This window comes from Bacillus cereus group sp. MYBK216-1 (assembly GCF_051916495.1).
Classification (GTDB): Bacteria; Bacillota; Bacilli; order Bacillales; family Bacillaceae_G; genus Bacillus_A; species Bacillus_A thuringiensis_K.
Window position 1 is genome coordinate 155,727 of sequence record NZ_JBQAGT010000005.1, and the last position, 23,488, is coordinate 179,214.

Consider the following 23,488-nt stretch of genomic DNA (forward strand, 5'->3'; position numbering starts at 1 on the left):
TTTTTTTATTATTGTACCGCTATTACTTTATTTATTTTTTGTAACGGTTTGTAACCGTGTGCTTCAAATGCCTTTGCAAATTCATTTGATACGGCAGTGCCATATAAATCTTTTGCAGCTTGTACAATATGAGATTGAAGTGATTCAAAGTCTTCAGCGGAAGTTGCATAATTTTGCAATGTACGCATAACAACTTTACTTACTTTTTCATTTCCTTGCTTTTGAACAGCAACACCGTTATATGTTTTACCTTCAGCTAATTGATATAATACGTGACTGATAATACCAGAATTCACGTGTGATTCTTGATTATTACCATCGTTATAGAAATCTTGTAAATTTGTATATAATTTATGACCGCCGTCACCAATTTCCCTTGGGATATCACGAATTGTTAGGCCACCTAATGTATCGCCCATAATCCAGTTTCCTTTATCTTTCTTTACGTAATATTCGATTTGTGTACCCCAGAAATCCGCTAATCCCTCGTTTAGTGCAGATGTTTCAGCGCTTGGATATCTCACGACTTTATTTTTCGTCGTGCCACTGAATACAGCATGTCCAAATTCATGAGCTGTTACATCAAGAGCGGATGTTAGTTTTCCGTCTAAACCATCACCAAATACCATTTGGTTCCAAGCGGGATGCCAAAATGCATTTACATAGTCTTCTTTTACACCATCACTAACTTCAGTAGAATCAAAACCGTGTACACTAGCGACAACTTTTGAATCTTTATTGTCGTAACTTTTTAGATTATGTTCTTTCTTAAAGTAATCGTAAATATCACTCATGTTCTTCATAGCGCCCGCGGCTTCTTTATCTGCAAAATTAGGAGTACTACTTGAAATTAGTGTCCCTGGATAACCAGCTTGACTATATCCCCCGAGGGAATCGGCGTAGTTTGCATTATAAATATAAATACCATTTCCGCGTGATAAATCCGCTAAATAAAATTTTCCATCAGTTCCTTTGGCAATATTGAAATAGATGTTTTCTTGAAGTGCATTTTTCCCAGTTCCTTGCTCACTTGCGGGGGATAATCTAGGTGATGTTACTTGATTTATAGTCTTATTCTCTTTGTTTTTAATGAATTTTTCTTGGAAAAGTACTTCGCCAGTTTTTAAATCAACTATAGCATTGCCGTTTATAATTTGTTCATTGTTTTCATAAGTAAATGTAATAACAGTTGCGAATGTATAATAGCCATCTTTTTTCTTATAAACAACGGTTTCGCTAGAGAATTCTGTCTCAACTGCATCACTTGGAATTTGAACTATATCGCGTAATTTAGATTTTACTTCATTTTTCGACAAAAAATTTGTTATAGTAAGATTAGGTTGTTGATTTAAATTTTGAACAACTTTACCACTAACAGTTGTGATTACTCCATTTTTATCTACTTTTACAATGAGATCTTGGCCATATACTTTATAGTTTTTATATGTTTGTGCAAGGCGAACTTCGGTTTGATTTTCTTTGGTTTCTTTATTTGTAGGTTGGAAATCTACATTTTTTTCAGTAGTGACTTGTTCTTGTTGAGCTTTCGCCCCATTTACCTCACCTTTTAAATACTTTTTAGCAATATTTTCTTTCGTATCATTTTGAGGTTGTGTTAATTTCCCGATTGTTAAACCAGGCTGAGCAATTTCAACTTTGACTGCACTTTTGTCTAATTCTTGAGCATGAATAGCTTCTGTTGATAAAGGGCAAAGAAGACCGAATGTAATGAAAGCACTAGCAAGTTTTCTATAATTCATCTATAACACTCCTAATCTATTATTGTATGTGAGATGAATTGTATGAAAAAATTGCCGAATTTTATATATATTATGCATTATTTCATATCAAAAATTGTCGAATTCACATTATTGTAGTGGTATGACAACTCAAAAAATTAGATTGTTCTAATGGGATGGTGAGTAAGTATGCACGCAGAAAAATTAGGAAGTGAAATTAAGAAAATTAGGGTGATGAGAGGATTAACACAGAAACAGTTATCCGATAATATATGTCATCAATCGGAAGTGAGCAGGATTGAATCGGGTGCGGTATACCCAAGTATGGATATATTGCAAGGTATCGCAGCAAAATTACAAGTTCCCATTATTCATTTTTATGAGGTACTCATTTATTCTGATATTGAAAGAAAAAAACAGTTTAAAGATCAAATCATTATGCTTTGTAAGCAAAAAAGATATAAAGAAATTTATAATAAAGTATGGAATGAGCTGAAAAAGGAAGAATATCATCCTGAATTTCAGCAGTTTCTTCAATGGCAATATCATGTAGCAGCTTACATATTAAAGAAAATCGATTACGAATATTGTATTTTAGAATTGAAAAAATTGTTAAATCAACAGTTAGCTGGAATAGACGTATACCAAAATCTTTATATAGAAAATGCGATTGCAAATATTTATGCTGAAAATAGCTATTTTAAGAAGAGTATTGAGTTATTTGAAGATATATTAAAACAATTAGAGGTATTGCATGATAATGAAGAATTTGAAGTGAAGGTAAGATATAATCATGCAAAAGCATTATATTTAGATAATCAATATGAAGAGTCACTTTATCAAGTAAATAAAGCGATTGAAATATCATGCCGAATTAATAGTATGGCATTAATTGGACAGCTATATTATCAAAAAGGTGAATGCCTAGGGAAGTTGGAGTACGATGGGGCAGAGGTTGAAGATGCATATAAAAAGGCAAGTTTCTTTTTTGATATATTAGAAATGCATTCATATAAAGAAGCGCTCGTAAATAAAATCAGTAGATAAATATCCAAAAAATGGGTATGCATAATTGCATATAATAGGGATAAATTTTCATGATATATTAAAATAAAAAATGTGGGTGATGGAATATGAAGAAATTACTTATTGGTAGTTTATTGACGTTAGCGATGGCATGGGGTATTTCATTAGGCGATACGGCATTAGAGAAAAGTCATATAATTTCTCATAACGATCAAGAGGTACAATTAGCTAAAGATTTACCTTTTGAATATTAAAAAACAACCGTCTTACTTAGGCGGTTGTTTTTTTATGGAGTAACATCCAAACGTCTTTACTAGAAACAGGTTTGCTAATAAAGAATCCTTGAATGTGATCACAATTTTGTTTATGTAAAAATTCCCATTCTTCTGCTGTTTCTACACCTTCTGCAATCACTTTTAAATTTAGTTGTTTTGATAGTGTAATAATGGAAGAGACAATTGCTTCTTCTAAAGGACTAGTTGTAATTCCACAAATAAACTCTCGAGCGATTTTTAATGTGTTGATTGGATATTTTGTTAAATAAGCTAAAGAACTATAACCAGTACCAAAGTCGTCGATTGAAATTTGAATACCGAGATTTTGAAGTTGTTCTAGTTTTGCAACTACAGATTGATTTTGATTAATTGCGATGCTTTCCGTAATTTCAATATCTAGTGCTTCTGGTTTCAGTTCTGTCTCTTCCAACACCTTTGAAATAGTTGGGATTAAATCTGCATGGTTAAATTGAACAACAGATAAATTCACACCAACTTTTAAGTGAGAAAAACCTTGATTATGCCATCTTTTTGCTTCTAAACAGGCAGTCCGTAAAATCCAATTGCCAAGTTCAATAATAAAACCAGTTTCCTCTGCTAGAGGGATAAATTGGGCAGGAGATACGATACCGAGTTTTGGATGCTTCCAACGTATTAATGCTTCAAAACCGATAATTTGTTTTGTTTTTGTGCTTACTTGTGGCTGGTATTCAAGGAAAAATTCATTTTGTTGTAATGCTTTTGAAAGTTCACCTTCTAAGAATTGAATTTCATTTTGAGCGATACTCATTTCTTTTGAGAAGAAAACAAATCTGTTTTTTCCATTTGCTTTCGCACGATACATAGCCATATCAGCATTTTTCATTAACTCATTTACATCAGTTCCATAATCAGGGTACATCGCAATTCCGATACTTGGTGTAATAGAGAGTTCTTCGCCTTGAATGAAGAATGGTTTGTTTAAAATAGTTAAAATCTGTTCAGCTATAAAAATTGCACTTTTTTCTGAGTACATTTCTGGTAATAGAATTGTAAACTCATCTCCACCTTGGCGAGCGACGATATCTTTTGAACGCAAGCAACTGCGTAATCTTTTTGCTACTTCAATTAATAATAAATCTCCGACGTCATGACCAAGTCTATCGTTAATTTTTTTAAATCGATCTAAATCAAGGAATATGACGGCGGCATCATTTGCGTTAGTTTGAGCTGTATTTAAAATGGCTTTTAAATCTTTTTCGAACTTTCGGCGATTTGGTAATCCAGTAAGTGCATCGTGAAAAGCTAAATGCTCTACTTGTTTTTGTTTTTCATATAAAGTGGTAATATCACGCGCTATCCCAAACATTCCGACCACTTCTTTGTTTATAAAAGTAGGGATAAGTGTAATATGGAGATAATAATAATAGCCTTCTTGTTCTTTTGTACGAACTTCTAACGTTTGTGGCCTACCTTCCTTTGTAATTTGTAAAGCCTTCTTTAGTAGTTCGTGGTCTTTTGAATCAATGAAGTGTAGCAGAGAATAGCTTGCCACTTCGCAATAATAGGCAGTAAATAAGCTTTCGCAAGCCTTATTAGATTGTTGAAAAATGCCATTCATATTTAAAGAGAAAACGGCATCGGGATGATCTTCGAATAAGGACTTATAGCGTTGTTCACTTTTTGATAATGCAAATGCACCTTCTTCCACTTCGCCCTCTAGTTGTGTAGTCAACTGTTCATATGTATGGATTAGTATTTGATTATCTTTCCACATGTAAAGTTGCCGCAAGAATAACAAAATAAGTGATAATACGAGGCCAATTAACATGAATTTATCATCCCAAGGTTGAATGATAATAAAGGAAAAAGTAATAATAATACTAAAATAAGGTAGTATAAAACGTATATAATCGAATCGATAATATTTTGCTTTCGTTTCATGTTGCATTGGTTTATCCAAGATATATAGTATGGAAGAAAGTCCAATTAATAAAATAGAAGCAGTGTGTATTAAATAATTAATTTCAGCAGAAGTTTTCATCCCAAAATTTAATTGAAACAGATGAATGTAACCGTATACGAGTATAATAGTGAAACCGATAATTAATGCGATTCTACTAGAAGAATATTGTTCTCTTCTATATAGACTAATAACGGCGTAAATTACTAATGATTGTGCAATGAAATAGCCAATTAAAATCCAAGTTTCCTTTGTTAACATACGGAAGCTTGAAAGGTCCAAGATAAAAGTTAAAGTGAAATAAATGTTCATAATAACAATAAATATGCTATCGAATGAAAATTGAGCAAGACCCTTAATAGAGTAAATTTTTATAAACTTTATAGCAAATCCAACAAAGAGTAAAACATATTGTATGATAAAAAAAGGTAATGCTTTATATGAGAATATAACTTGCTCATGAATGGAAAGTGAATGAAGGAATAAAGTTATCTCCATAGCTAACCCGCATAGACAAGTACATAATAATAAAATCCAAAATAATTTATCACCATGTGTCATTTTTCTAATCGCTTTACATAAGCAATAGCAAGAAAAAAGTGCAGCGAAACAGAATAAGAAAAGAATCCCGGTTTCTTTTATATTCAACTCATTTGGTATAAGGAATATCCAAAGAGCAAATATAAATATGTATATTATGACAGATTGTATATACTTTTTTTGATTAATCATATTATGACTCCGTTTCAATAAAGTTGAATCTCGGGGAGAAAATGCTAATTTAAATAATAGCATATAAAATAGAATGTTTTTTACTATAAAAATTACTTTTTTGAAAAAATGGTGCAAAGTTACAATTTACCACTGTAACTTTGCACCACCTATTCTTTTCATTCCTCTTATAGCAGAAAGTTCGTCTATTAATTGGAATAGTGCTAAGTCTTTTTGTTTACTTTCAATCATAATATCGAAATTATGATTGTTTTTTTTCGCAATGTGTAAGAAGGGCTTAATAAACTCTAAATCGATATATTCAGCATGGGCCCTAAATTCTTTTTCCGATCTCGGGGAGGAAATGTGAACTTTAGGAGAAATATTTGTATGTGACCAAGTTTCAAAAATTGCAGGAAGCAACTCTTCTAGTGGTTCTTCGCAAAGATTGGCCATATGATGATGATAATCAAATACAAATGGGATATTTTCTTTTTGGCAAATTGATAAAGTTTCAGCAGTTGTATATGTTTTATCATCGTTTTCAAGAGTCATTTGTTTTTTTATATGTGTAGGAAGTTTTTTTATGTTTTCATGGAAGCGCTCAATTGCCTTTTCTTTATTTCCATAGGCTCCACCTACATGAATATTAATGTAAGAAGAATCTGCAATGCCTATAGCATCTAATATTTTATAATGATAAGTCATATCCGTAATAGCGTTAGTAGTAATATGTGGCTTGTCGCTTGTAAATAGCGTAAATTGATTTGGATGAAAACTTATTCGTAAATTGTGTTCTTTAATTAAAGCCCCTATTTTACGCCAAAGTGGTGTGAATACCCCAATATAGTCAAACTCGACTTCGGGATGTGTTGCAAGTGGGACGATGGAAGATGATAGGCGATATAGTGGGATTTCATGTGCTATATTGTAATGAAGGATACGTATTGTGTGCTCTAAATTTTGCCTTATAACATGGTACAGTTTGTCTTCTCGTTCTTGCTTGCTGAGTTTCTTAAAGCTTGTAAACGTCATTGTTTTGGCAGGAGAACAGTCCCAGAGTGCCATTGCATGTGAGACATATCCAAACCGTATAATCATATGAGATACCCCCTTTTATTCATTGTTTTTCCTATAAAAAGAAAGCAAGCATTGTTCCAATCCATTCCTTTCCTCTATCGATAAGAGAAGGCGGGTTTACATCACTATAGGAAAGTACGGATGCATTCTCTAGATCTTCATGGAATTTATTTTTTACTGTTTGAATGAAATGTTTATTATATAACAGGCAGTTTATTTCATGGTTAATATATAAACTTCTCATATCAAAGTTTGCCGTTCCGATATCACAAATATCATCGTCCACTATAATAATTTTGGCGTGAAAAAATCCTTGTTGAAATGCATAAATATTGCAACCAGCCTGTATTAATTTTCGGCAGTACGGGAATTTTGCTTCTCGAACGAGAGGGTGATCAGCTTTTTCTGGAACAAGAATTGTGATTTGAACCCCTCTTTCTCTTGCTTTTAATAAGGCATTCATAATTTTTTTTCCAGGAATGAAATATGGTGTACCGATACAGATTTCTTTTTTTGCCCCGTTAATTAAATGTAAAAAAGTATGTTGTAAATAAGCACCATCAGTCGGAATAAATTGATGCAGGATGGTACCTTTGTTTTGTTTTGGAAAATAAAGAGAAGCATCCAATAAATTCTGTTTCGTATCATCAAACCAGTCATGCAAAAATTGCTTTTGTAAATCTTGAACCCCTTCTCCTGTAAGACGTAAATGATAGTCTCGCCATAATCCTAAATATTCATTATGCCCTAGATACTCTTCGCCGATATTAAATCCCCCGATATAGCCGGTTTTCCCATCAATCACTGTAATTTTCCTATGATTTCTTTGATTAGCAGAAAAGAAAGGCAGAGGAAATTTTACCTTATGACAAAATGAAAAAGATATACCATGTTTTTGCAGGGAGCGAATAGCTTCGTTTGATAAAGAATGGCTGCCAAATCGATCAAGTAAAAGTCGTACTTCAATTCCTTCCTGAGCCTTATCAATCAGCAATTTTAAAAATTCACGACTGATTTTATCGTTTTTTACAATGAAGAATAAAATATGAATGTGATGCTGTGCTTGTTTTATATCAGTAAATAAAGCGTCATATAAATCTTTCCCGTATGTATAAAGGTGAAAATCACTTTGACGTAAAGGGAAAGTGCGAGGGCTTACTCGTTTTAAATGAAGAAGTCGCCCGTATGAAAGGTCAATTGTAATCCAAAGAGCAACGGATATTAACAAAAGAGATAAGTAGAGCATCAGTGAATTCCCTCCTTCGCATTCTTTTCACCTTCAGTGTGTTACAAATGATACGGGTAGCATGGCTCTTATTATAAATTTTATTAGAGGATAGTATGTTGCACTGATTAAAGTTTCACTTTATCCCGCTTTAACGGGCAGTAAGCCTTTCAACTCAAAACTGTTGAATAAGTAGAAGTTAGTTTGGAAATCAACTGCCCGTAAAAGCCCGATTGGTTCAACTAATAATCAGCGGGGGATGAACCACCCCTACTGATTAAAGTTTCACTTTATAGTTTCACCGAAATAAACAGCTTTATGAAAAAATGTGTTGTTCTATAACAAAAAACTGTTGACTGAATGCTCACTCATTATATAATGGGGATAGGGGATATAATTCAGAAAATTATATATTTTTGAAGATTCAAAAAAAGAAAGAGGGCTTACAAAGAGAGGGGTAGCATAAAAATGAATAGCTTACTGATCATTAATTGGCTGTCTGCCATTGCTGTTATTGCTTATGCAGGATATTTGTTTGTATATCTTATACGGACGAGAATGGCCTACATACAATTAGGGAAAAAAATTGAATTTGACCGTCGTTTTAAAGAGCGTTGGGATCTCCTTAAGGTCAATGTTTTCGGTCAGAAAAAGCTGCTGAAAGATAAGAAAAGCGGCATCATTCACGTTATGTTCTTTTACGGATTTATTCTTGTCCAATTTGGAGCAATTGACTTCGTTTGGAAAGGACTCGCACCAGGATCACATCTTCCACTTGGACCACTATACCCTGCATTTACATTCTTCCAGGAAATTGTCACACTTGTTATTTTAATTGCAGTATTTTGGGCTTTTCATAGACGTTATGTAGAAAAGCTTGTTCGTTTAAAACGTAACTTCAAATCAGGTCTTGTTCTTATCTTTATCGGTGGCTTAATGATTTCTGTGCTACTTGGTAACGGTATGGGAATTATATGGCATGGCGAGGAGCTTTCATGGAGTGAACCAATTGCTTCTGCAATCGCTTACGTTTTTAGCGGGATAAATGAAACCGTAGCCATTTCAGTGTTCTATTTTTCTTGGTGGGTGCATTTACTAATTTTGTTAACGTTTTTAGTGTATGTTCCACAATCAAAACATGCGCATTTAATTGCGGGACCAGCTAATGTATTCTTCGGTCGTCTTTCAAACCCAGGGAAGCTTGAAAAGATTGATTTTGAAGATGAAACGCAAGAAACATTTGGTGTTGGTAAAATTGAAGACTTTAGACAAAATCAACTTATTGACTTATACGCTTGTGTAGAGTGTGGCCGTTGTACAAATATGTGTCCGGCAACAGGAACAGGAAAAATGTTATCGCCGATGGACTTAATTTTAAAACTTCGCGATCATTTAACTGATAAAGGAGCTGCGGTAACATCAAAAGCACCGTGGGTTCCAGTAGTTGCCTTCAATAATACACAAGGAAATCAGTTAGCGATGATGGCAGCTGGAAAAGGACAACAAGAATCAGCGTCTACAACACTCGCTTACGATCCGAGTTTAATCGGAGATGTTATTACAGAAGAAGAGATTTGGGCATGTACAACGTGTCGTAACTGTGAAGATCAATGCCCAGTTATGAATGAGCATGTTGACAAAATTATTGATTTACGTCGATATCTCGTTTTAACAGAAGGAAAAATGGACGCGGAAGCACAACGCGCGATGACAAATATCGAGCGTCAAGGAAATCCGTGGGGGCTGAACCGTAAAGAGCGTGAAACATGGCGCCAAGGTGATGACGAAGTAACAGTTCCAACTGTAAAAGAAAAATCAAAAGCTGGGGAGGAATTCGAGTATTTATTCTGGGTTGGTTCAATGGGATCATACGACAATCGTAGTCAGAAGATTGCGATATCGTTTGCGAAGTTAATGAACGAAGCAGGCATTTCATTCGCAATTCTCGGTAATAAAGAAAAGAATTCTGGAGATACACCACGCCGCCTCGGAAATGAATTTGTATTCCAAGAGATGGCGACAAAGAATATCGAAGAATTTGAAAAGGCAGGAGTGAAGAAAATCGTTACGATTGATCCTCATGCTTATAACACATTTAAAAATGAGTATCCGGACTTTGGCTTGCAAGCAGAAGTCTATCATCATACAGAATTGTTAGCTCAGTGGGTGAAAGAAGGGCGCTTAAAGCCTGTTCACGCTATTGAAGAAACAGTTACGTACCATGATTCCTGTTATTTAGGAAGATACAACGAAGTGTACGAAGCGCCACGTGACATTTTGAAAGCGATTCCTGGAGTGAATCTTGTAGAAATGGCACGTAATCGTGAAACGGGAATGTGCTGTGGCGCAGGTGGTGGCTTAATGTGGATGGAAGAAACAACAGGTTCTCGTATTAACGTTGCTCGTACAGAACAAGCATTAGCTGTACAGCCATCCATTATTGGTACAGGTTGTCCATATTGCTTAACGATGATCAGTGATGGAACGAAAGCGAAAGAGGTAGAAGAGAAAGTTCAAACTCTTGATGTGACAGAGATTTTAGAACGATCTGTTATCGGACAGAAAAAAGAAGCGATGTAGTTTGTAAGAATGTATACAACTTTAGAAAGAGGTGCAATGATTGCACCTCTTCTCAACGTAGGGATACCGAGCGAGCGCTCAGTGTTAAAAAATGAAATGGGGGAAAGAAACATGAGTAAAACAGTTATTTTAAGTGCTGCAAGAACACCAGTTGGAAAATTTGGAGGATCTTTAAAAGATGTAAAAGCGACGGAACTTGGAGGAATTGCAATTAAAGCAGCGCTTGAAAGAGCAAATGTTGCGGCTAGTGATGTTGAAGAAGTTATATTTGGAACGGTTATTCAAGGTGGGCAGGGACAAATTCCATCGCGCCAAGCTGCGAGGGCTGCTGGAATCCCTTGGGAAGTGCAGACGGAAACAGTGAATAAAGTTTGTGCATCAGGGCTTCGTGCGGTTACTTTAGCGGATCAGATTATTCGTACTGGCGATCAATCACTGATTGTAGCTGGCGGTATGGAGTCGATGAGTAACAGTCCTTACATTTTACGTGGAGCAAGATGGGGATACAGAATGGGCAACAACGAAGTTATTGATTTAAACGTTGCTGACGGTTTAACATGCGCATTTTCAGGTACACACATGGGCGTTTATGGCGGAGAAGTTGCAAAGGAAGATGGAATTTCTCGCGAAGCGCAAGATGAATGGGCATATCGTAGCCATCAGCGTGCGGTTTCAGCGCATAAAGAAGGGCGTTTTGAAGAGGAAATCGTACCAGTAACGATTCCGCAAAGAAAAGGCGATCCTATTGTCGTTGCAAAGGATGAGGCGCCACGTGAAGATACAACGATTGAAAAGTTAGCAAAGTTAAAACCTGTATTTGATAAGACAGCGACGGTGACAGCTGGTAATGCGCCAGGACTAAACGATGGTGGTGCCGCACTTGTATTAATGAGCGAAGACAGAGCGAAGCAAGAAGGAAGAAAGCCATTAGCGACAATTTTGGCGCATACAGCAATTGCAGTGGAATCTAAAGATTTCCCAAGAACGCCAGGTTATGCAATTAACGCATTGCTTGAAAAAACAGGCAAGACAATTGAAGACATCGATTTATTCGAGATTAATGAAGCATTTGCAGCGGTAGCAATCGCAAGTACAGAAATCGCAGGAATTAATCCAGAAAAATTGAATGTAAATGGCGGCGCAGTGGCGATGGGACATCCGATTGGAGCAAGCGGAGCGCGCATTATCGTTACACTAATCCATGCACTTAAGCAGCGCGGCGGCGGAATTGGAATTGCTTCGATTTGTAGCGGTGGCGGTCAAGGGGACGCAGTGATGATTGAAGTTCACTAATTAAAGTTCGAGGGTATAAAATTTATTAACAATTAAGGGGGAAGAAAAAATGGGTGTACAAAACATTGTTGTAATTGGTGCAGGGCAAATGGGATCAGGAATTGCACAAGTATGTGCAATGGCAGGATATGACGTGAAGGTACAAGATTTAAAACAAGAGCAATTAGATAGAGGATTGGCTATCATTACGAAAAACCTAGCGCGCCAAGTAGAAAAAGGACGCATGAAGGAAGAAGAGAAGGAAGCGACATTAAATCGTCTTACAGTAACGCTTGATTTAGATTGTGTGAAAGAAGCGGATCTTATTATTGAAGCAGCTGTTGAGAAAATGGATATTAAAAAGAAAATCTTTGCGAATCTAGATGAAATTGCTCCAGAACACGCAATTTTAGCGACGAATACGTCATCTCTGCCAATTACAGAAATTGCAGCGGTAACGAAGCGTCCGGAAAAAGTAATCGGTATGCACTTTATGAATCCAGTTCCAGTTATGAAGCTTGTTGAGATTATTCGTGGTTTGGCTACCGATGATGCGGTATATGAAGCAATTGAAGATATTACGAAAAAAATTGGGAAAGTACCAGTTGAAGTGAATGATTTCCCAGGTTTTGTATCAAACCGCATTTTGCTACCGATGATTAACGAAGCGATTTATACGTTATATGAAGGTGTAGCGACGAAAGAAGCAATTGATGAAGTCATGAAGCTTGGTATGAACCATCCGATGGGGCCTTTGACACTCGCTGATTTTATCGGTTTAGATACGTGTTTATACATTATGGAAGTGTTGCATGAAGGATTAGGAGATAGTAAATATCGCCCATGTCCGTTATTACGTAAGTATGTGAATGCAGGATGGTTAGGGCGTAAAACAGGCCGTGGATTCTACGTTTACGAATAAATGCCCCCTTTGTTACAACATAGTGGTCTTACCAAATTATTTAAAGGATATATAGCAAATGGAGGCGGAATATATGAACTTTCGTTTTAATGAAGAGCAGCAAATGATGAGGAAAATGGTTCGGGACTTTGCACAGAAGGAAATAGCTCCCTTTGTTCCTAGCATGGAACAAGGGGTGTTCCCGAAAGAGATTTTGCAAAAGATGGGTGAGCTTGGATTAATGGGTATTCCAGCGCCTGCAAAATACGGCGGGGCAGAAATGGACTTTATTTCTTACATTCTAGCAATTGAGGAAATCTCAAAGGTCAGTGCAACAGTTGGTGTAATTTTAGCTGTACATACGTCAGTTGGAATGAATCCGATTTTATATTTCGGAACAGAAGAACAGAAGAAAAAATATGTTTCTAAACTTGCAACCGGGGAATATTTAGGCGCATTTGCTTTAACAGAGCCAAATGCAGGATCAGATGCAGGGAGTTTGAAATCAAGAGCTGTGAAAAAAGGCGATCATTATATTATTAATGGATCGAAAGTGTTTATTACAAATGGTGGTGAAGCAAGTACATACATTGTATTCGCTTCTACAAATCCAGAGGCAGGAAAAAGTGGTATTTCTGCATTTATAGTAGAGAAAGATACACCTGGTTTAATCATCGGAAAAGATGAACATAAGATGGGACTTCTCGGTTCTCGTACAGTACAACTTACTTTTGAAGATATGAAAGTGCCAGCTGAGAATTTACTTGGGGAAGAAGGACAAGGATTCAAGGTGGCGATGGCGAATTTAGATGTTGGGCGAATTGGAATCGGTGCACAGGCGTTAGGAATTGCTGAAGCGGCGCTTGCATGTGCGATTGATTATGCAAAAGAACGAGAACAATTCGGGAAGCCCATTGCGGCGCAGCAAGGGATTGGCTTCAAACTTGCAGATATGGCAACAAGTGTCGAGGCAGCAAGGTTACTCGTATATAGAGCAGCATCTCTTAGGGCACAAGGATTACCATGCGGTAAAGAAGCATCTATTGCGAAATTATTTGCTTCTAAGACAGCGGTTGAAGTTGCGATTGAGGCGGTGCAAGTATTTGGTGGTTACGGTTATACGAAAGACTATCCAGTAGAACGATTTTTCCGTGATGCGAAAATCACGCAAATATATGAAGGAACAAGTGAAATACAGAAACTTGTTATTAGCCGTGCTTTATAAAAGGGCGAGGGGGAGACGGAGATGCATTTTAAACTATCAGAAGAACATGAAATGATAAGAAAAATGGTTCGAGATTTTGCTAAAAATGAAGTGGCACCAACAGCAGCTGAGCGTGATGAGGAAGAGCGATTTGATCGAGAATTATTTGATCAAATGGCAGAGCTTGGTTTAACTGGTATTCCATGGCCTGAAGAGTACGGCGGAATTGGAAGCGATTACTTAGCGTACGTAATCGCTATTGAAGAATTATCTCGCGTTTGTGCTTCAACAGGCGTAACACTGTCCGCGCATACTTCACTTGCGGGATGGCCAATTTTTAAATTTGGGACGGAAGAGCAAAAGCAAAAGTTTTTACGACCGATGGCTGAAGGGAAGAAAATTGGTGCATACGGCTTAACGGAGCCAGGATCTGGATCGGATGCTGGTGGAATGAAGACAATTGCAAAGAGAGATGGAGACCATTATATTTTAAATGGATCAAAAATTTTCATTACAAATGGCGGTATTGCTGATATTTATGTTGTTTTTGCGCTAACTGATCCTGAATCGAAGCAGCGCGGTACGAGTGCATTTATTGTAGAAAGTGATACACCGGGATTTTCAGTTGGGAAGAAGGAGAGCAAGCTAGGGATTCGCTCTTCACCAACGACTGAAATTATGTTTGAAGATTGCCGTATTCCTGTAGAGAATCTACTTGGAGAAGAGGGGCAAGGGTTTAAAGTTGCGATGCAAACATTAGATGGAGGTCGTAACGGTATTGCGGCGCAAGCTGTTGGTATTGCACAAGGGGCTTTAGATGCTTCTGTAGAATATGCAAGGGAGCGCCATCAATTTGGAAAACCAATTGCGGCGCAGCAAGGGATTGGCTTTAAACTTGCAGATATGGCAACAGATGTAGAAGCGGCACGCCTTTTAACATATCAAGCGGCTTGGCTTGAATCAGAAGGGCTTCCGTATGGAAAAGAATCAGCGATGTCAAAAGTATTTGCAGGGGATACAGCTATGAAGGTGACGACTGAAGCGGTGCAAGTATTTGGTGGTTACGGCTATACGAAAGATTATCCAGTAGAGCGTTATATGAGAGATGCAAAGATTACACAAATATATGAAGGAACACAAGAGATTCAGAGGCTTGTAATTTCTCGTATGTTAACGAAGTAGGAACGAAAGCGTAGGTATTTTCCTACGCTTTTTCCTTCCAAAAAATAATAGAGAGAGGTGAAGGGAATGGTTAAACATAATGTACATGCATCGGTGAAAGATGAAAAATTAGTTGCGTTAAGACGTGAACAAATGATTAAAGGTGCGGTGCAACTGTTTAAACAAAAAGGATTTCCGCGTACAACAACGAGAGAAATTGCAAAAGCGGCTGGATTTAGTATAGGGACACTTTATGAGTACATTCGTACAAAAGACGATGTTTTATATTTAGTTTGTGATAGTATATATGAACATGTAAAAGAACGATTAGAGGAAGTAGTGTGTACAGAAAAAGGGAGTGTAGAAAGTTTAAAGATAGCAATAACGAATTACTTTAAAGTGATGGACGAATTGCAGGAAGAAGTATTGATAATGTATCAAGAGGTACGCTTTTTACCGAAAGAATCACTTCCGTATGTATTAGAAAAGGAGTTTCAAATGGTAGGAATGTTCGAGGATATTTTAGAACAGTGTACGGAAAATGGAACATTTACATTAAATAAAAAAGAAATACAGCTTCTTGCCCATAATATTTTTATACAAGGGCAGATGTGGGGATTTAGACGCTGGGCGTTGCAAAAACTGTATACGCTCGAAGAATATACAGAAATGCAAATTAGGTATGTATTGCAAGGGGCCCATATGCTTCCGAAATAAGGAACAGACAAATTATAATTTTACTACCCTATAAAAGTTTCCCGTTTTTTTTGTAGCATATTTGTGCGACTTTTGTTTATAATGAATAGTATGGATTTTTTTAAGCAGGCCGTTATATATAAGGTTATATTTGATGAAAGGAAGTGCCGCATAAGTGGATTTTAAGCAATATTCACCAGAAGAGCTAAAAGAATGTTCAATGATTGAAGTTGTACATAGCGTTTTAGGGGATAAAAAACAAGCAACGACATTCAACGAGTTGGTTCAAGAAATCGCTCAAGTGCTGGGACTATCTCAAGAGCAAGTTAATGCGAAAATCGCACAATTTTATACAGACTTAAACATCGATGGACGTTTCATTAATTTAGGAGAAAATCGTTGGGGACTACGCAGCTGGTACCCATACGAGCAAATTGATGAAGAAATCTTGCCTCAACCAAAACCGAAGAAGAAACGTAAAGTTGAAGAAGACGGTTTTGATGACTACATTGAAGAAGATGAAGATGACTTCGACGATGCAGACGTAAGTGAAGATGAAGACGATGTAGAAGATTTGGACAAGGTTCTTGAAGAAGAAGACGGAGATGACGACGATCTTGATGATTTAGACGAAGATGACGACGACTTCGCTGAAGAAGAACTTGAGTATGATGAAACTGAAGAAGAAGAAGAGGAAGAACTGTAGTTCTTGACTTTTCATTATCGTCCATGTAGAATCATTTTTGGGCTCTTTAAAAAAGGACGATAATACTTTTAAAGTGTAAATATAAAAGAAAATTGCTCCCTACTTATTACTTTTTGTGATGAGGGGAGCAATTTTCTTTTTTGTTTTTTGTTTAGAAAATAAAAAGAGTCTAACAATAAGATGGATACAGTGTTATCTACATACGTTGCGCTTTGCAACGGTGATTATATAACAGCAAAATAGAAGGGAGCTTTTTCATGACTAAGTATATTTTTGTAACAGGCGGTGTAGTATCGTCTTTAGGAAAAGGTATTACAGCAGCATCTCTTGGAAGACTTTTAAAAAATCGTGGTTTAAACGTAACGATTCAAAAGTTTGATCCATACATTAACGTAGACCCAGGGACTATGAGCCCATATCAACACGGTGAGGTATTCGTAACAGATGATGGCGCAGAAACTGACTTAGACCTTGGTCACTATGAGCGTTTTATCGACATTAACTTAAACAAATACAGCAACGTAACAACAGGTAAAATTTACTCTTCAGTTCTTCAAAAAGAGCGTCGCGGTGAATATTTAGGAGGAACAGTTCAAGTTATTCCTCACATTACTAACGAAATTAAAGAACGCGTATATCGTTCTGGTCGTGAAACAAATGCGGATGTTGTTATTACAGAAATCGGTGGGACTGTTGGTGACATCGAATCTCTACCATTCTTAGAAGCAATCCGTCAAATTAAGAGCGACATCGGTCGTGACAATGTAATGTACATTCACTGTACGTTAATCCCGTACTTAAAAGCAGCGGGTGAAATGAAGACAAAACCAACACAACATAGTGTTAAAGAACTTCGTAGCTTAGGTATTCAACCAAACATTATCGTTGTTCGTACAGAAATGCCTGTTTCTCAAGATATGAAAGACAAGCTTGCATTGTTCTGTGACATCGATACAAAAGCAGTTATCGAAGCTCGCGATGCAGATACTTTATATGCGGTTCCATTATCTCTTCAAGAACAAAACATGGACCAAATCGTTTGTGACCACTTAAAATTAGACAATCCAGCTGCAGATATGACAGAGTGGACTGCTCTAGTTAACAAAGTGCGTAATCTTTCTAAGAAAACAAAAATCGCTCTTGTTGGTAAATATGTAGAACTTCAAGATGCTTATATTTCTGTTGTAGAAGCACTTCGTCATGCTGGTTACTCATTCGACACAGATGTAGAAGTGAAATGGGTAAATGCTGAGCACGTAACAGCAGAAAACGTAAAAGAATTAGTTGGCGATACAGATGGTATCCTTGTACCAGGTGGCTTCGGTGATCGTGGTGTAGAAGGTAAAATCGTTGCGATTCAATATGCTCGTGAAAACAAAGTTCCATTCTTAGGAATTTGCTTAGGTATGCAACTTGCATCAATCGAATTCGCGCGTAATGTATTAGGTTTAGAAGGTGCTAACTCTTCTGAAATCAACCCTGACACACCATATGCAATCATCGACTTATTACCAGAACAAAAAGATGTAGAGGACCTAGGTGGTACACTTCGTCTTGGTCTATACCCATGTAAGCTTGCTGAAGAAACAAATGCTTACAATGCTTATAATGAGCCGGTTGTATATGAGCGTCATCGTCATCGTTATGAGTTCAACAACCAGTTCCGTCCGGATATGGAAAAAGAAGGATTTGTATTCTCTGGTACAAGCCCAGACGGCCGTCTAGTTGAAATCATTGAATTAAAAGACCACCCTTGGTTCGTGGCAGCACAGTTCCATCCAGAACTTGTTTCTCGTCCAAACCGTCCACAACCATTGTTCCATGACTTCGTAAGAGCTTCTATTACGAATAAAGAGAGCAAGTAATAAAAAAAGCGCCTGAAATAAGGCGCTTTTTTTTAATATTCGTTTAACATTTCATCGATTGTAAATTTGATTCCGTGATAAGCAAATAAAGCTACTATTAAACTTGGGAATCCGTAGCGATTACCTTCATCGTCTGGAATAAGACCTTTTAACAGTTTTATATCAATATGTACGTCTGTATATCGTTCGAGTGATTCCGTACCTTCTTGAAGAGCAGAAATGCCGACAATAGAGTGTCCCTCTTCTTGTAGTTTTTTTGCAATTTCTACAACCGCTTCATCTGTTGAAAAACGGCTAATAAGAAGTACACGATCCGCAGAGGTTACTTCTGCTTCTTTACCATTTTCAAATAAGCGTTTTGCTTGCTTCATTGGTTCAGCACCGAATAGTGCTTCGGCAATAACGCCCTCCATCTCATTTGTACCATATAAATAAATGAAACCATCGCCAACTAGTGCTTGAGCAAGTAAACGAGCGCTATCTTCTATATTCATTTCTTCTTTTTGAGAAACTCTGGAGAAATAACCACTTAATTGAGTTGAAAAAATTTTTAACATAATGTTACTCCCTTCGTACGTGTTTGCCGGCTTTCATTATAGTTTATTTTTTTAGAAAGGTGAAATCGTAGGGTAGCATAACAAAATAGGAAACGGTAAAATAAGAAAGAATAGGAAGGAATTTGCCAAAGAATAGCGAAAATAAATCGTTAAGATATAAGAAGCTTTAAATCTTGTACTTACACAGAAAGGTTGGGAATTATGGAAGGTAAAATTTTAATCGTTGATGATCAATATGGGATTCGTGTGTTATTACATGAAGTGTTCCAAAAAGAAGGTTATCAGACATTCCAAGCAGCAAATGGATTTCAAGCTTTAGATATCGTGAAAAAAGATAATCCAGATTTAGTAGTGTTAGATATGAAAATTCCAGGCATGGATGGTATAGAGATTTTAAAGCATGTAAAAGAAATTGATGAGAGTATTAAAGTAATTTTAATGACTGCTTATGGAGAACTTGATATGATCCAAGAAGCAAAAGATTTAGGAGCTTTAATGCATTTTGCTAAACCATTTGATATTGATGAAATTCGTCAAGCTGTGAGAAATGAGCTCGCTGTAGAGGCATAAAAATGAATTTTTTATAAAAAATATGGAAAAAAGCGTTTACATGGACTATTGTGCAGGTGAATACGGTTGAGTTTTTGAGTACAAGTTGTTATCCTATTGAGTGTAGAAAAAAGTCCGGTATGTAGATATACATATTTTACCTTATTCTGGTCATACTACCAGCGATAAGAACTTATCGGATACAAAAAACGTTTTTTAGGAGGATTCACCATGCCTTTAGTTTCTATGAAAGAAATGCTAAACAAAGCACTAGAAGGAAAATACGCAGTTGGTCAATTCAACATGAACAACTTAGAGTGGACTCAAGCTATCTTAGTTGCTGCGGAAGAAGAAAAATCTCCTGTAATCCTAGGTGTATCTGAGGGTGCAGCTCGTCATATGACTGGTTTCAAAACAGTTGTAGCTATGGTTAAAGCTTTAATCGAAGAAATGAACATCACTGTTCCTGTAGCGATTCACCTTGACCATGGTTCAAGCTTCGAAAAATGTAAAGAAGCAATCGATGCAGGTTTCACATCTGTAATGATTGACGCTTCTCACCACCCATTCGAAGAAAACGTTGAAACTACTAAACAAGTAGTAGAATACGCACACGCTCGTAACGTATCTGTTGAAGCTGAGCTTGGAACAGTTGGCGGACAAGAAGACGACGTAATCGCTGAAGGCGTAATTTACGCTGACCCAGCAGAGTGTAAGCACCTTGTTGAAGCAACAGGTATCGATTGCCTAGCTCCAGCTTTAGGTTCTGTACACGGTCCTTACAAAGGTGAGCCTAACTTAGGATTCGCTGAAATGGAACAAGTTCGTGACTTCACTGGCGTACCTTTAGTATTACATGGTGGTACTGGTATCCCAACTGCTGATATCGAAAAAGCTATCTCTTTAGGTACTTCAAAAATCAACGTAAACACTGAGAATCAAATCGAGTTTACAAAAGCTGTTCGTGAAGTATTAAACAAAGACCAAGAAGTTTACGATCCTCGTAAATTTATCGGACCTGGCCGCGACGCTATCAAAGCAACTGTTATTGGTAAAATTCGCGAATTCGGTTCTAACGGTAAAGCGTAAGAATAAAATTCCGTTTTGGAAACCGTCTAGTCTTTTAGACGGTTTCCTTTCGTTGTATAATGAAAGCGTGAACAAGTCTAAAGATTTTATCATTTTTGGTTTTTAAATAGAAAATAATGTGCATAGTCCTATTAATAAATGTGATAACGTATCTAAATTGATAAAGTGAATTCGATGAATAGTTGATCTTTATCTATTCGTGCTATAGGAGAAATGAAGATAATGGTTTCCTATTTATTGAGTTTTGGGATGGAAAGAGTAATTGAGATTCTTAAGGGGAGCTTTCTATAAAAAGATAGAAAGTAAATACATTCACAAGAAGGGAGCTCAATATGGAAAAATTGCTAATTGAAGGCGGAAGAGCTTTAAATGGAACAATTCGAGTAAGTGGTGCAAAGAACAGTGCCGTTGCATTAATTCCAGCGACAATTTTAGCAGATACTCCAGTAACTATTGGTGGTGTCCCTAATATTTCGGACGTGAAAATGTTAGGAGACTTACTAGAGGAAATTGGAGGGAAAGTAACTTATGGACAGGAGGAGGAGATGGTAGTCGATCCTTCTAACATGGTTGCAATGCCTTTGCCAAATGGAAAAGTGAAAAAATTGCGCGCTTCTTATTATTTAATGGGTGCGATGCTTGGCCGTTTTAAAAAAGCTGTTATTGGGCTTCCGGGTGGATGTCATTTAGGACCGAGGCCGATTGATCAGCATATTAAAGGGTTTGAAGCGCTAGGTGCACATGTTACGAATGAACAAGGTGCCATCTATTTAAGAGCAGATGAGCTACGTGGGGCACGTATTTATTTAGATGTTGTTAGTGTAGGAGCTACGATTAATATTATGCTAGCAGCTGTACGAGCGAAAGGTAGAACTGTTATTGAAAATGCAGCGAAAGAGCCCGAGATCATTGATGTAGCTACATTGTTAACAAGCATGGGAGCACGTATTAAAGGTGCTGGTACAGATGTAATCCGAATAGATGGTGTGGACTCTTTACATGGTTGTCACCATACTATCATCCCAGATCGTATTGAAGCTGGTACGTATATGATTCTAGGAGCTGCATCAGGAGGAGAAGTAACGGTTGATAATGTTATTCCTCAGCATTTAGAATCAGTTACTGCAAAGCTAAGAGAAGCTGGTGTTCAAGTTGAAACGAACGATGATCAAATTACGGTGAACGGTAATAGAAAGCTAAAAGTAGTTGATATCAAAACGCTTGTATATCCAGGTTTTCCAACGGATTTACAACAGCCGTTTACGACGCTTTTAACAAAGGCGCACGGGACGGGAGTTGTAACAGATACAATTTACGGTGCCCGTTTCAAGCACATTGATGAATTACGTCGTATGAATGCTCAAATTAAAGTAGAGGGTCGTTCGGCAATTGTAACTGGTCCTGTGTTACTGCAAGGTGCAAAAGTGAAGGCGAGTGATTTACGAGCGGGAGCGGCACTTGTTATTGCAGGGTTAATGGCAGATGGAATTACAGAAGTAACAGGACTTGAGCATATTGATCGAGGTTATGAGAATATAGTGGACAAGCTTAAAGGGCTTGGAGCAAACATTTGGCGAGAACAAATGACAAAGCAAGAAATTGAAGAGATGAAGAACGCATAAGTGATACTTCCGCAAGGGGGAAGCGAAGCATCACTACTTGCGGAAGTACACTTTATAGAAAAACACGGTTCACAAAATACGGCAGAAATATAAAGGCTTAAAGGAGAGGGATTATCGTGGAAAGAAGTTTATCTATGGAGTTAGTACGTGTAACAGAGGCTGCAGCTTTATCATCAGCGCGTTGGATGGGGCGCGGGAAAAAGGATGAAGCAGATGGTGCAGCAACATCAGCTATGCGTGATGTATTTGATACAATTCCGATGAAAGGTACAGTTGTAATTGGTGAAGGTGAGATGGATGAAGCACCAATGCTATATATCGGAGAGAAATTAGGTACAGGATATGGACCACGTGTAGACGTTGCGGTTGATCCTTTAGAAGGGACAAACATCGTAGCAGCTGGTGGCTGGAATGCTCTTGCTGTTATTGCAATTGCAGACCACGGTAATTTGTTACATGCCCCTGACATGTACATGGATAAAATCGCGGTTGGCCCAGAAGCAGTCGGGGCGGTCGACATTGATGCGCCTATTATTGATAACTTACGTGCAGTTGCGAAAGCAAAAAATAAAGATATTGAAGATGTTGTAGCGACAGTTTTAAATCGTCCACGTCATCAAGAAATTATCGAAGAAATTCGTAAAGCTGGTGCTCGCATTAAATTAATTAATGATGGAGATGTAGCTGGAGCAATTAATACAGCATTTGATCGTACAGGTGTAGATATTTTATTTGGATCTGGTGGAGCACCTGAAGGTGTATTAGCAGCAGTTGCTTTAAAATGTTTAGGTGGAGAAATTCACGGAAAACTATTGCCACAAAACGAAGCTGAATTAGCACGTTGTAAAAAAATGGGCATAGAAGACATTAATCGTATCCTTCGTATGGAGGACTTAGTAAAAGGTGACGATGCAATCTTTGCAGCAACAGGCGTAACAGATGGAGAACTATTACGCGGTGTTCAATTTAAAGGTAGCGTAGGAACAACGCAATCCCTTGTTATGCGCGCAAAATCAGGCACAGTACGCTTCGTGGATGGACGTCATAGCTTGAATAAAAAACCAAACTTGGTTATTAAATAAAAAGCGTAAGCAGCTCGTTCAGAATGGGAGGGGGATGGAGCTTCTGACGTAGAGGCGCTTTTTGCCTCGCAGGAAGAAGTGAAGCCACCGACCATTCTAGCTGCTGAAGCTGGATTAAGTAAAAAGCGGAGGTGGCTTGCTCAGAAGGGGAAGGCATTGGAACTCCTGACGAAGAGGCGTTTTGTGCCTCGCAGGAAGGGGTGAAA

19 protein-coding genes are annotated in these 23,488 nt (G+C 37.3%); 14 read left to right on the forward strand and 5 right to left on the reverse strand.

Annotated elements, in window-relative coordinates; genetic code table 11:
• Window positions 1-8: 8 nt before the first annotated feature.
• A complete protein-coding gene (locus ACTFRH_RS19010) occupies window positions 9-1,760 on the reverse strand; it encodes a M4 family metallopeptidase (protein WP_001109500.1) in 1,752 nt (583 codons plus the stop codon).
• 168 nt (window positions 1,761-1,928) lie between these two features.
• Here ACTFRH_RS19010 and plcR point away from each other — a divergent pair, with 168 nt between their 5' ends.
• Together plcR and ACTFRH_RS19020 are read left to right on the forward strand one after the other, a co-directional pair.
• On the forward strand, window positions 1,929-2,786 hold the full coding sequence (gene plcR, locus ACTFRH_RS19015; RefSeq protein ID WP_000542911.1) for a transcriptional regulator PlcR: 858 nt from the start codon (window positions 1,929-1,931) through the stop codon (window positions 2,784-2,786).
• 86 nt (window positions 2,787-2,872) lie between these two features.
• Window positions 2,873-3,019, forward strand: coding sequence for a quorum-sensing peptide PapR (locus tag ACTFRH_RS19020; RefSeq protein WP_000734730.1), 147 nt, complete (start codon window positions 2,873-2,875; stop codon window positions 3,017-3,019).
• Window positions 3,020-3,035: 16 nt separating this feature from the next.
• On the opposite strand, the gene ACTFRH_RS19025 is transcribed toward ACTFRH_RS19020, so the two are convergent.
• The 3 genes from ACTFRH_RS19025 to cls form a co-directional block, all read right to left on the reverse strand.
• Complete coding sequence (locus ACTFRH_RS19025) at window positions 3,036-5,714, reverse strand: DUF4084 domain-containing protein (RefSeq protein ID WP_000609925.1); 2,679 nt, start codon at window positions 5,712-5,714, stop codon at window positions 3,036-3,038.
• 126 nt (window positions 5,715-5,840) lie between these two features.
• Window positions 5,841-6,794 (reverse strand): UV DNA damage repair endonuclease UvsE, encoded by a 954-nt coding sequence (uvsE, locus tag ACTFRH_RS19030; RefSeq protein ID WP_000586777.1) that lies wholly within the window; start codon window positions 6,792-6,794, stop codon window positions 5,841-5,843.
• Window positions 6,795-6,825: 31 nt separating this feature from the next.
• A complete protein-coding gene (cls, locus tag ACTFRH_RS19035; RefSeq protein WP_000966412.1) occupies window positions 6,826-8,019 on the reverse strand; it encodes a cardiolipin synthase in 1,194 nt (397 codons plus the stop codon).
• A 447-nt stretch (window positions 8,020-8,466) separates the two neighbouring features.
• Here cls and ACTFRH_RS19040 point away from each other — a divergent pair, with 447 nt between their 5' ends.
• From ACTFRH_RS19040 to pyrG, 8 genes are all read left to right on the forward strand, one after another.
• Window positions 8,467-10,578, forward strand: coding sequence for a heterodisulfide reductase-related iron-sulfur binding cluster (locus ACTFRH_RS19040; protein WP_001086783.1), 2,112 nt, complete (start codon window positions 8,467-8,469; stop codon window positions 10,576-10,578).
• Window positions 10,579-10,587: 9 nt separating this feature from the next.
• A complete protein-coding gene (locus ACTFRH_RS19045) occupies window positions 10,588-11,871 on the forward strand; it encodes an acetyl-CoA C-acetyltransferase (protein ID WP_003303516.1) in 1,284 nt (427 codons plus the stop codon).
• 49 nt (window positions 11,872-11,920) lie between these two features.
• Complete coding sequence (locus ACTFRH_RS19050; RefSeq protein WP_000538874.1) at window positions 11,921-12,772, forward strand: 3-hydroxybutyryl-CoA dehydrogenase; 852 nt, start codon at window positions 11,921-11,923, stop codon at window positions 12,770-12,772.
• Between the two features lie 73 nt (window positions 12,773-12,845).
• Window positions 12,846-13,976, forward strand: coding sequence for an acyl-CoA dehydrogenase (locus ACTFRH_RS19055; protein WP_001011174.1), 1,131 nt, complete (start codon window positions 12,846-12,848; stop codon window positions 13,974-13,976).
• Window positions 13,977-13,997: 21 nt separating this feature from the next.
• Complete coding sequence (gene acdA / locus ACTFRH_RS19060) at window positions 13,998-15,137, forward strand: acyl-CoA dehydrogenase AcdA (protein ID WP_000545543.1); 1,140 nt, start codon at window positions 13,998-14,000, stop codon at window positions 15,135-15,137.
• A gap of 66 nt (window positions 15,138-15,203) precedes the next feature.
• The gene (locus ACTFRH_RS19065; RefSeq protein WP_000238603.1) at window positions 15,204-15,833 is read left to right on the forward strand and encodes a TetR/AcrR family transcriptional regulator; all 630 of its coding nucleotides are present in this window, start codon (window positions 15,204-15,206) and stop codon (window positions 15,831-15,833) included.
• Window positions 15,834-15,987: 154 nt separating this feature from the next.
• A complete protein-coding gene (rpoE, locus tag ACTFRH_RS19070; RefSeq protein ID WP_000346280.1) occupies window positions 15,988-16,518 on the forward strand; it encodes a DNA-directed RNA polymerase subunit delta in 531 nt (176 codons plus the stop codon).
• A 257-nt stretch (window positions 16,519-16,775) separates the two neighbouring features.
• Window positions 16,776-18,383 carry a CTP synthase gene (pyrG, locus tag ACTFRH_RS19075; protein ID WP_000170460.1) on the forward strand — a complete coding sequence of 536 codons (1,608 nt, stop codon included), beginning with the start codon at window positions 16,776-16,778 and terminating at the stop codon, window positions 18,381-18,383.
• Between the two features lie 32 nt (window positions 18,384-18,415).
• On the opposite strand, the gene ACTFRH_RS19080 is transcribed toward pyrG, so the two are convergent.
• Window positions 18,416-18,940: a DUF2529 domain-containing protein gene (locus ACTFRH_RS19080; protein WP_000912412.1), complete on the reverse strand. Its 525-nt coding sequence runs from the start codon at window positions 18,938-18,940 to the stop codon at window positions 18,416-18,418.
• A 201-nt stretch (window positions 18,941-19,141) separates the two neighbouring features.
• On the opposite strand from ACTFRH_RS19080, the gene spo0F reads away from it, so the two are divergent.
• From spo0F to glpX, 4 genes are all read left to right on the forward strand, one after another.
• The gene (gene spo0F, locus ACTFRH_RS19085; protein ID WP_000398594.1) at window positions 19,142-19,510 is read left to right on the forward strand and encodes a sporulation initiation phosphotransferase Spo0F; all 369 of its coding nucleotides are present in this window, start codon (window positions 19,142-19,144) and stop codon (window positions 19,508-19,510) included.
• Window positions 19,511-19,720: 210 nt separating this feature from the next.
• Window positions 19,721-20,578: a class II fructose-bisphosphate aldolase gene (locus tag ACTFRH_RS19090; RefSeq protein ID WP_001131857.1), complete on the forward strand. Its 858-nt coding sequence runs from the start codon at window positions 19,721-19,723 to the stop codon at window positions 20,576-20,578.
• A gap of 332 nt (window positions 20,579-20,910) precedes the next feature.
• Entirely contained in the window at window positions 20,911-22,200 is a 1,290-nt protein-coding gene (gene murA, locus ACTFRH_RS19095) for a UDP-N-acetylglucosamine 1-carboxyvinyltransferase (RefSeq protein ID WP_000413254.1), read from the forward strand.
• 116 nt (window positions 22,201-22,316) lie between these two features.
• Window positions 22,317-23,282 (forward strand): class II fructose-bisphosphatase, encoded by a 966-nt coding sequence (glpX, locus tag ACTFRH_RS19100; RefSeq protein WP_000442340.1) that lies wholly within the window; start codon window positions 22,317-22,319, stop codon window positions 23,280-23,282.
• Window positions 23,283-23,488: the final 206 nt, after the last annotated feature.

What these genes read in the sequence shown, in the direction of transcription:
- ACTFRH_RS19010 (WP_001109500.1), bottom strand. Translation starts at nt 1,760, where the DNA reads ATGAATTATAGAAAACTTGCTAGTGCTTTCATTACATTCGGTCTTCTT.
- plcR (WP_000542911.1), top strand. Translation starts at nt 1,929, where the DNA reads ATGCACGCAGAAAAATTAGGAAGTGAAATTAAGAAAATTAGGGTGATG.
- ACTFRH_RS19020 (WP_000734730.1), top strand. Translation starts at nt 2,873, where the DNA reads ATGAAGAAATTACTTATTGGTAGTTTATTGACGTTAGCGATGGCATGG.
- ACTFRH_RS19025 (WP_000609925.1), bottom strand. Translation starts at nt 5,714, where the DNA reads ATGATTAATCAAAAAAAGTATATACAATCTGTCATAATATACATATTT.
- uvsE (WP_000586777.1), bottom strand. Translation starts at nt 6,794, where the DNA reads ATGATTATACGGTTTGGATATGTCTCACATGCAATGGCACTCTGGGAC.
- cls (WP_000966412.1), bottom strand. Translation starts at nt 8,019, where the DNA reads ATGCTCTACTTATCTCTTTTGTTAATATCCGTTGCTCTTTGGATTACA.
- ACTFRH_RS19040 (WP_001086783.1), top strand. Translation starts at nt 8,467, where the DNA reads ATGAATAGCTTACTGATCATTAATTGGCTGTCTGCCATTGCTGTTATT.
- ACTFRH_RS19045 (WP_003303516.1), top strand. Translation starts at nt 10,588, where the DNA reads ATGTATACAACTTTAGAAAGAGGTGCAATGATTGCACCTCTTCTCAAC.
- ACTFRH_RS19050 (WP_000538874.1), top strand. Translation starts at nt 11,921, where the DNA reads ATGGGTGTACAAAACATTGTTGTAATTGGTGCAGGGCAAATGGGATCA.
- ACTFRH_RS19055 (WP_001011174.1), top strand. Translation starts at nt 12,846, where the DNA reads ATGAACTTTCGTTTTAATGAAGAGCAGCAAATGATGAGGAAAATGGTT.
- acdA (WP_000545543.1), top strand. Translation starts at nt 13,998, where the DNA reads ATGCATTTTAAACTATCAGAAGAACATGAAATGATAAGAAAAATGGTT.
- ACTFRH_RS19065 (WP_000238603.1), top strand. Translation starts at nt 15,204, where the DNA reads ATGGTTAAACATAATGTACATGCATCGGTGAAAGATGAAAAATTAGTT.
- pyrG (WP_000170460.1), top strand. Translation starts at nt 16,776, where the DNA reads ATGACTAAGTATATTTTTGTAACAGGCGGTGTAGTATCGTCTTTAGGA.
- ACTFRH_RS19080 (WP_000912412.1), bottom strand. Translation starts at nt 18,940, where the DNA reads ATGTTAAAAATTTTTTCAACTCAATTAAGTGGTTATTTCTCCAGAGTT.
- spo0F (WP_000398594.1), top strand. Translation starts at nt 19,142, where the DNA reads ATGGAAGGTAAAATTTTAATCGTTGATGATCAATATGGGATTCGTGTG.
- ACTFRH_RS19090 (WP_001131857.1), top strand. Translation starts at nt 19,721, where the DNA reads ATGCCTTTAGTTTCTATGAAAGAAATGCTAAACAAAGCACTAGAAGGA.
- murA (WP_000413254.1), top strand. Translation starts at nt 20,911, where the DNA reads ATGGAAAAATTGCTAATTGAAGGCGGAAGAGCTTTAAATGGAACAATT.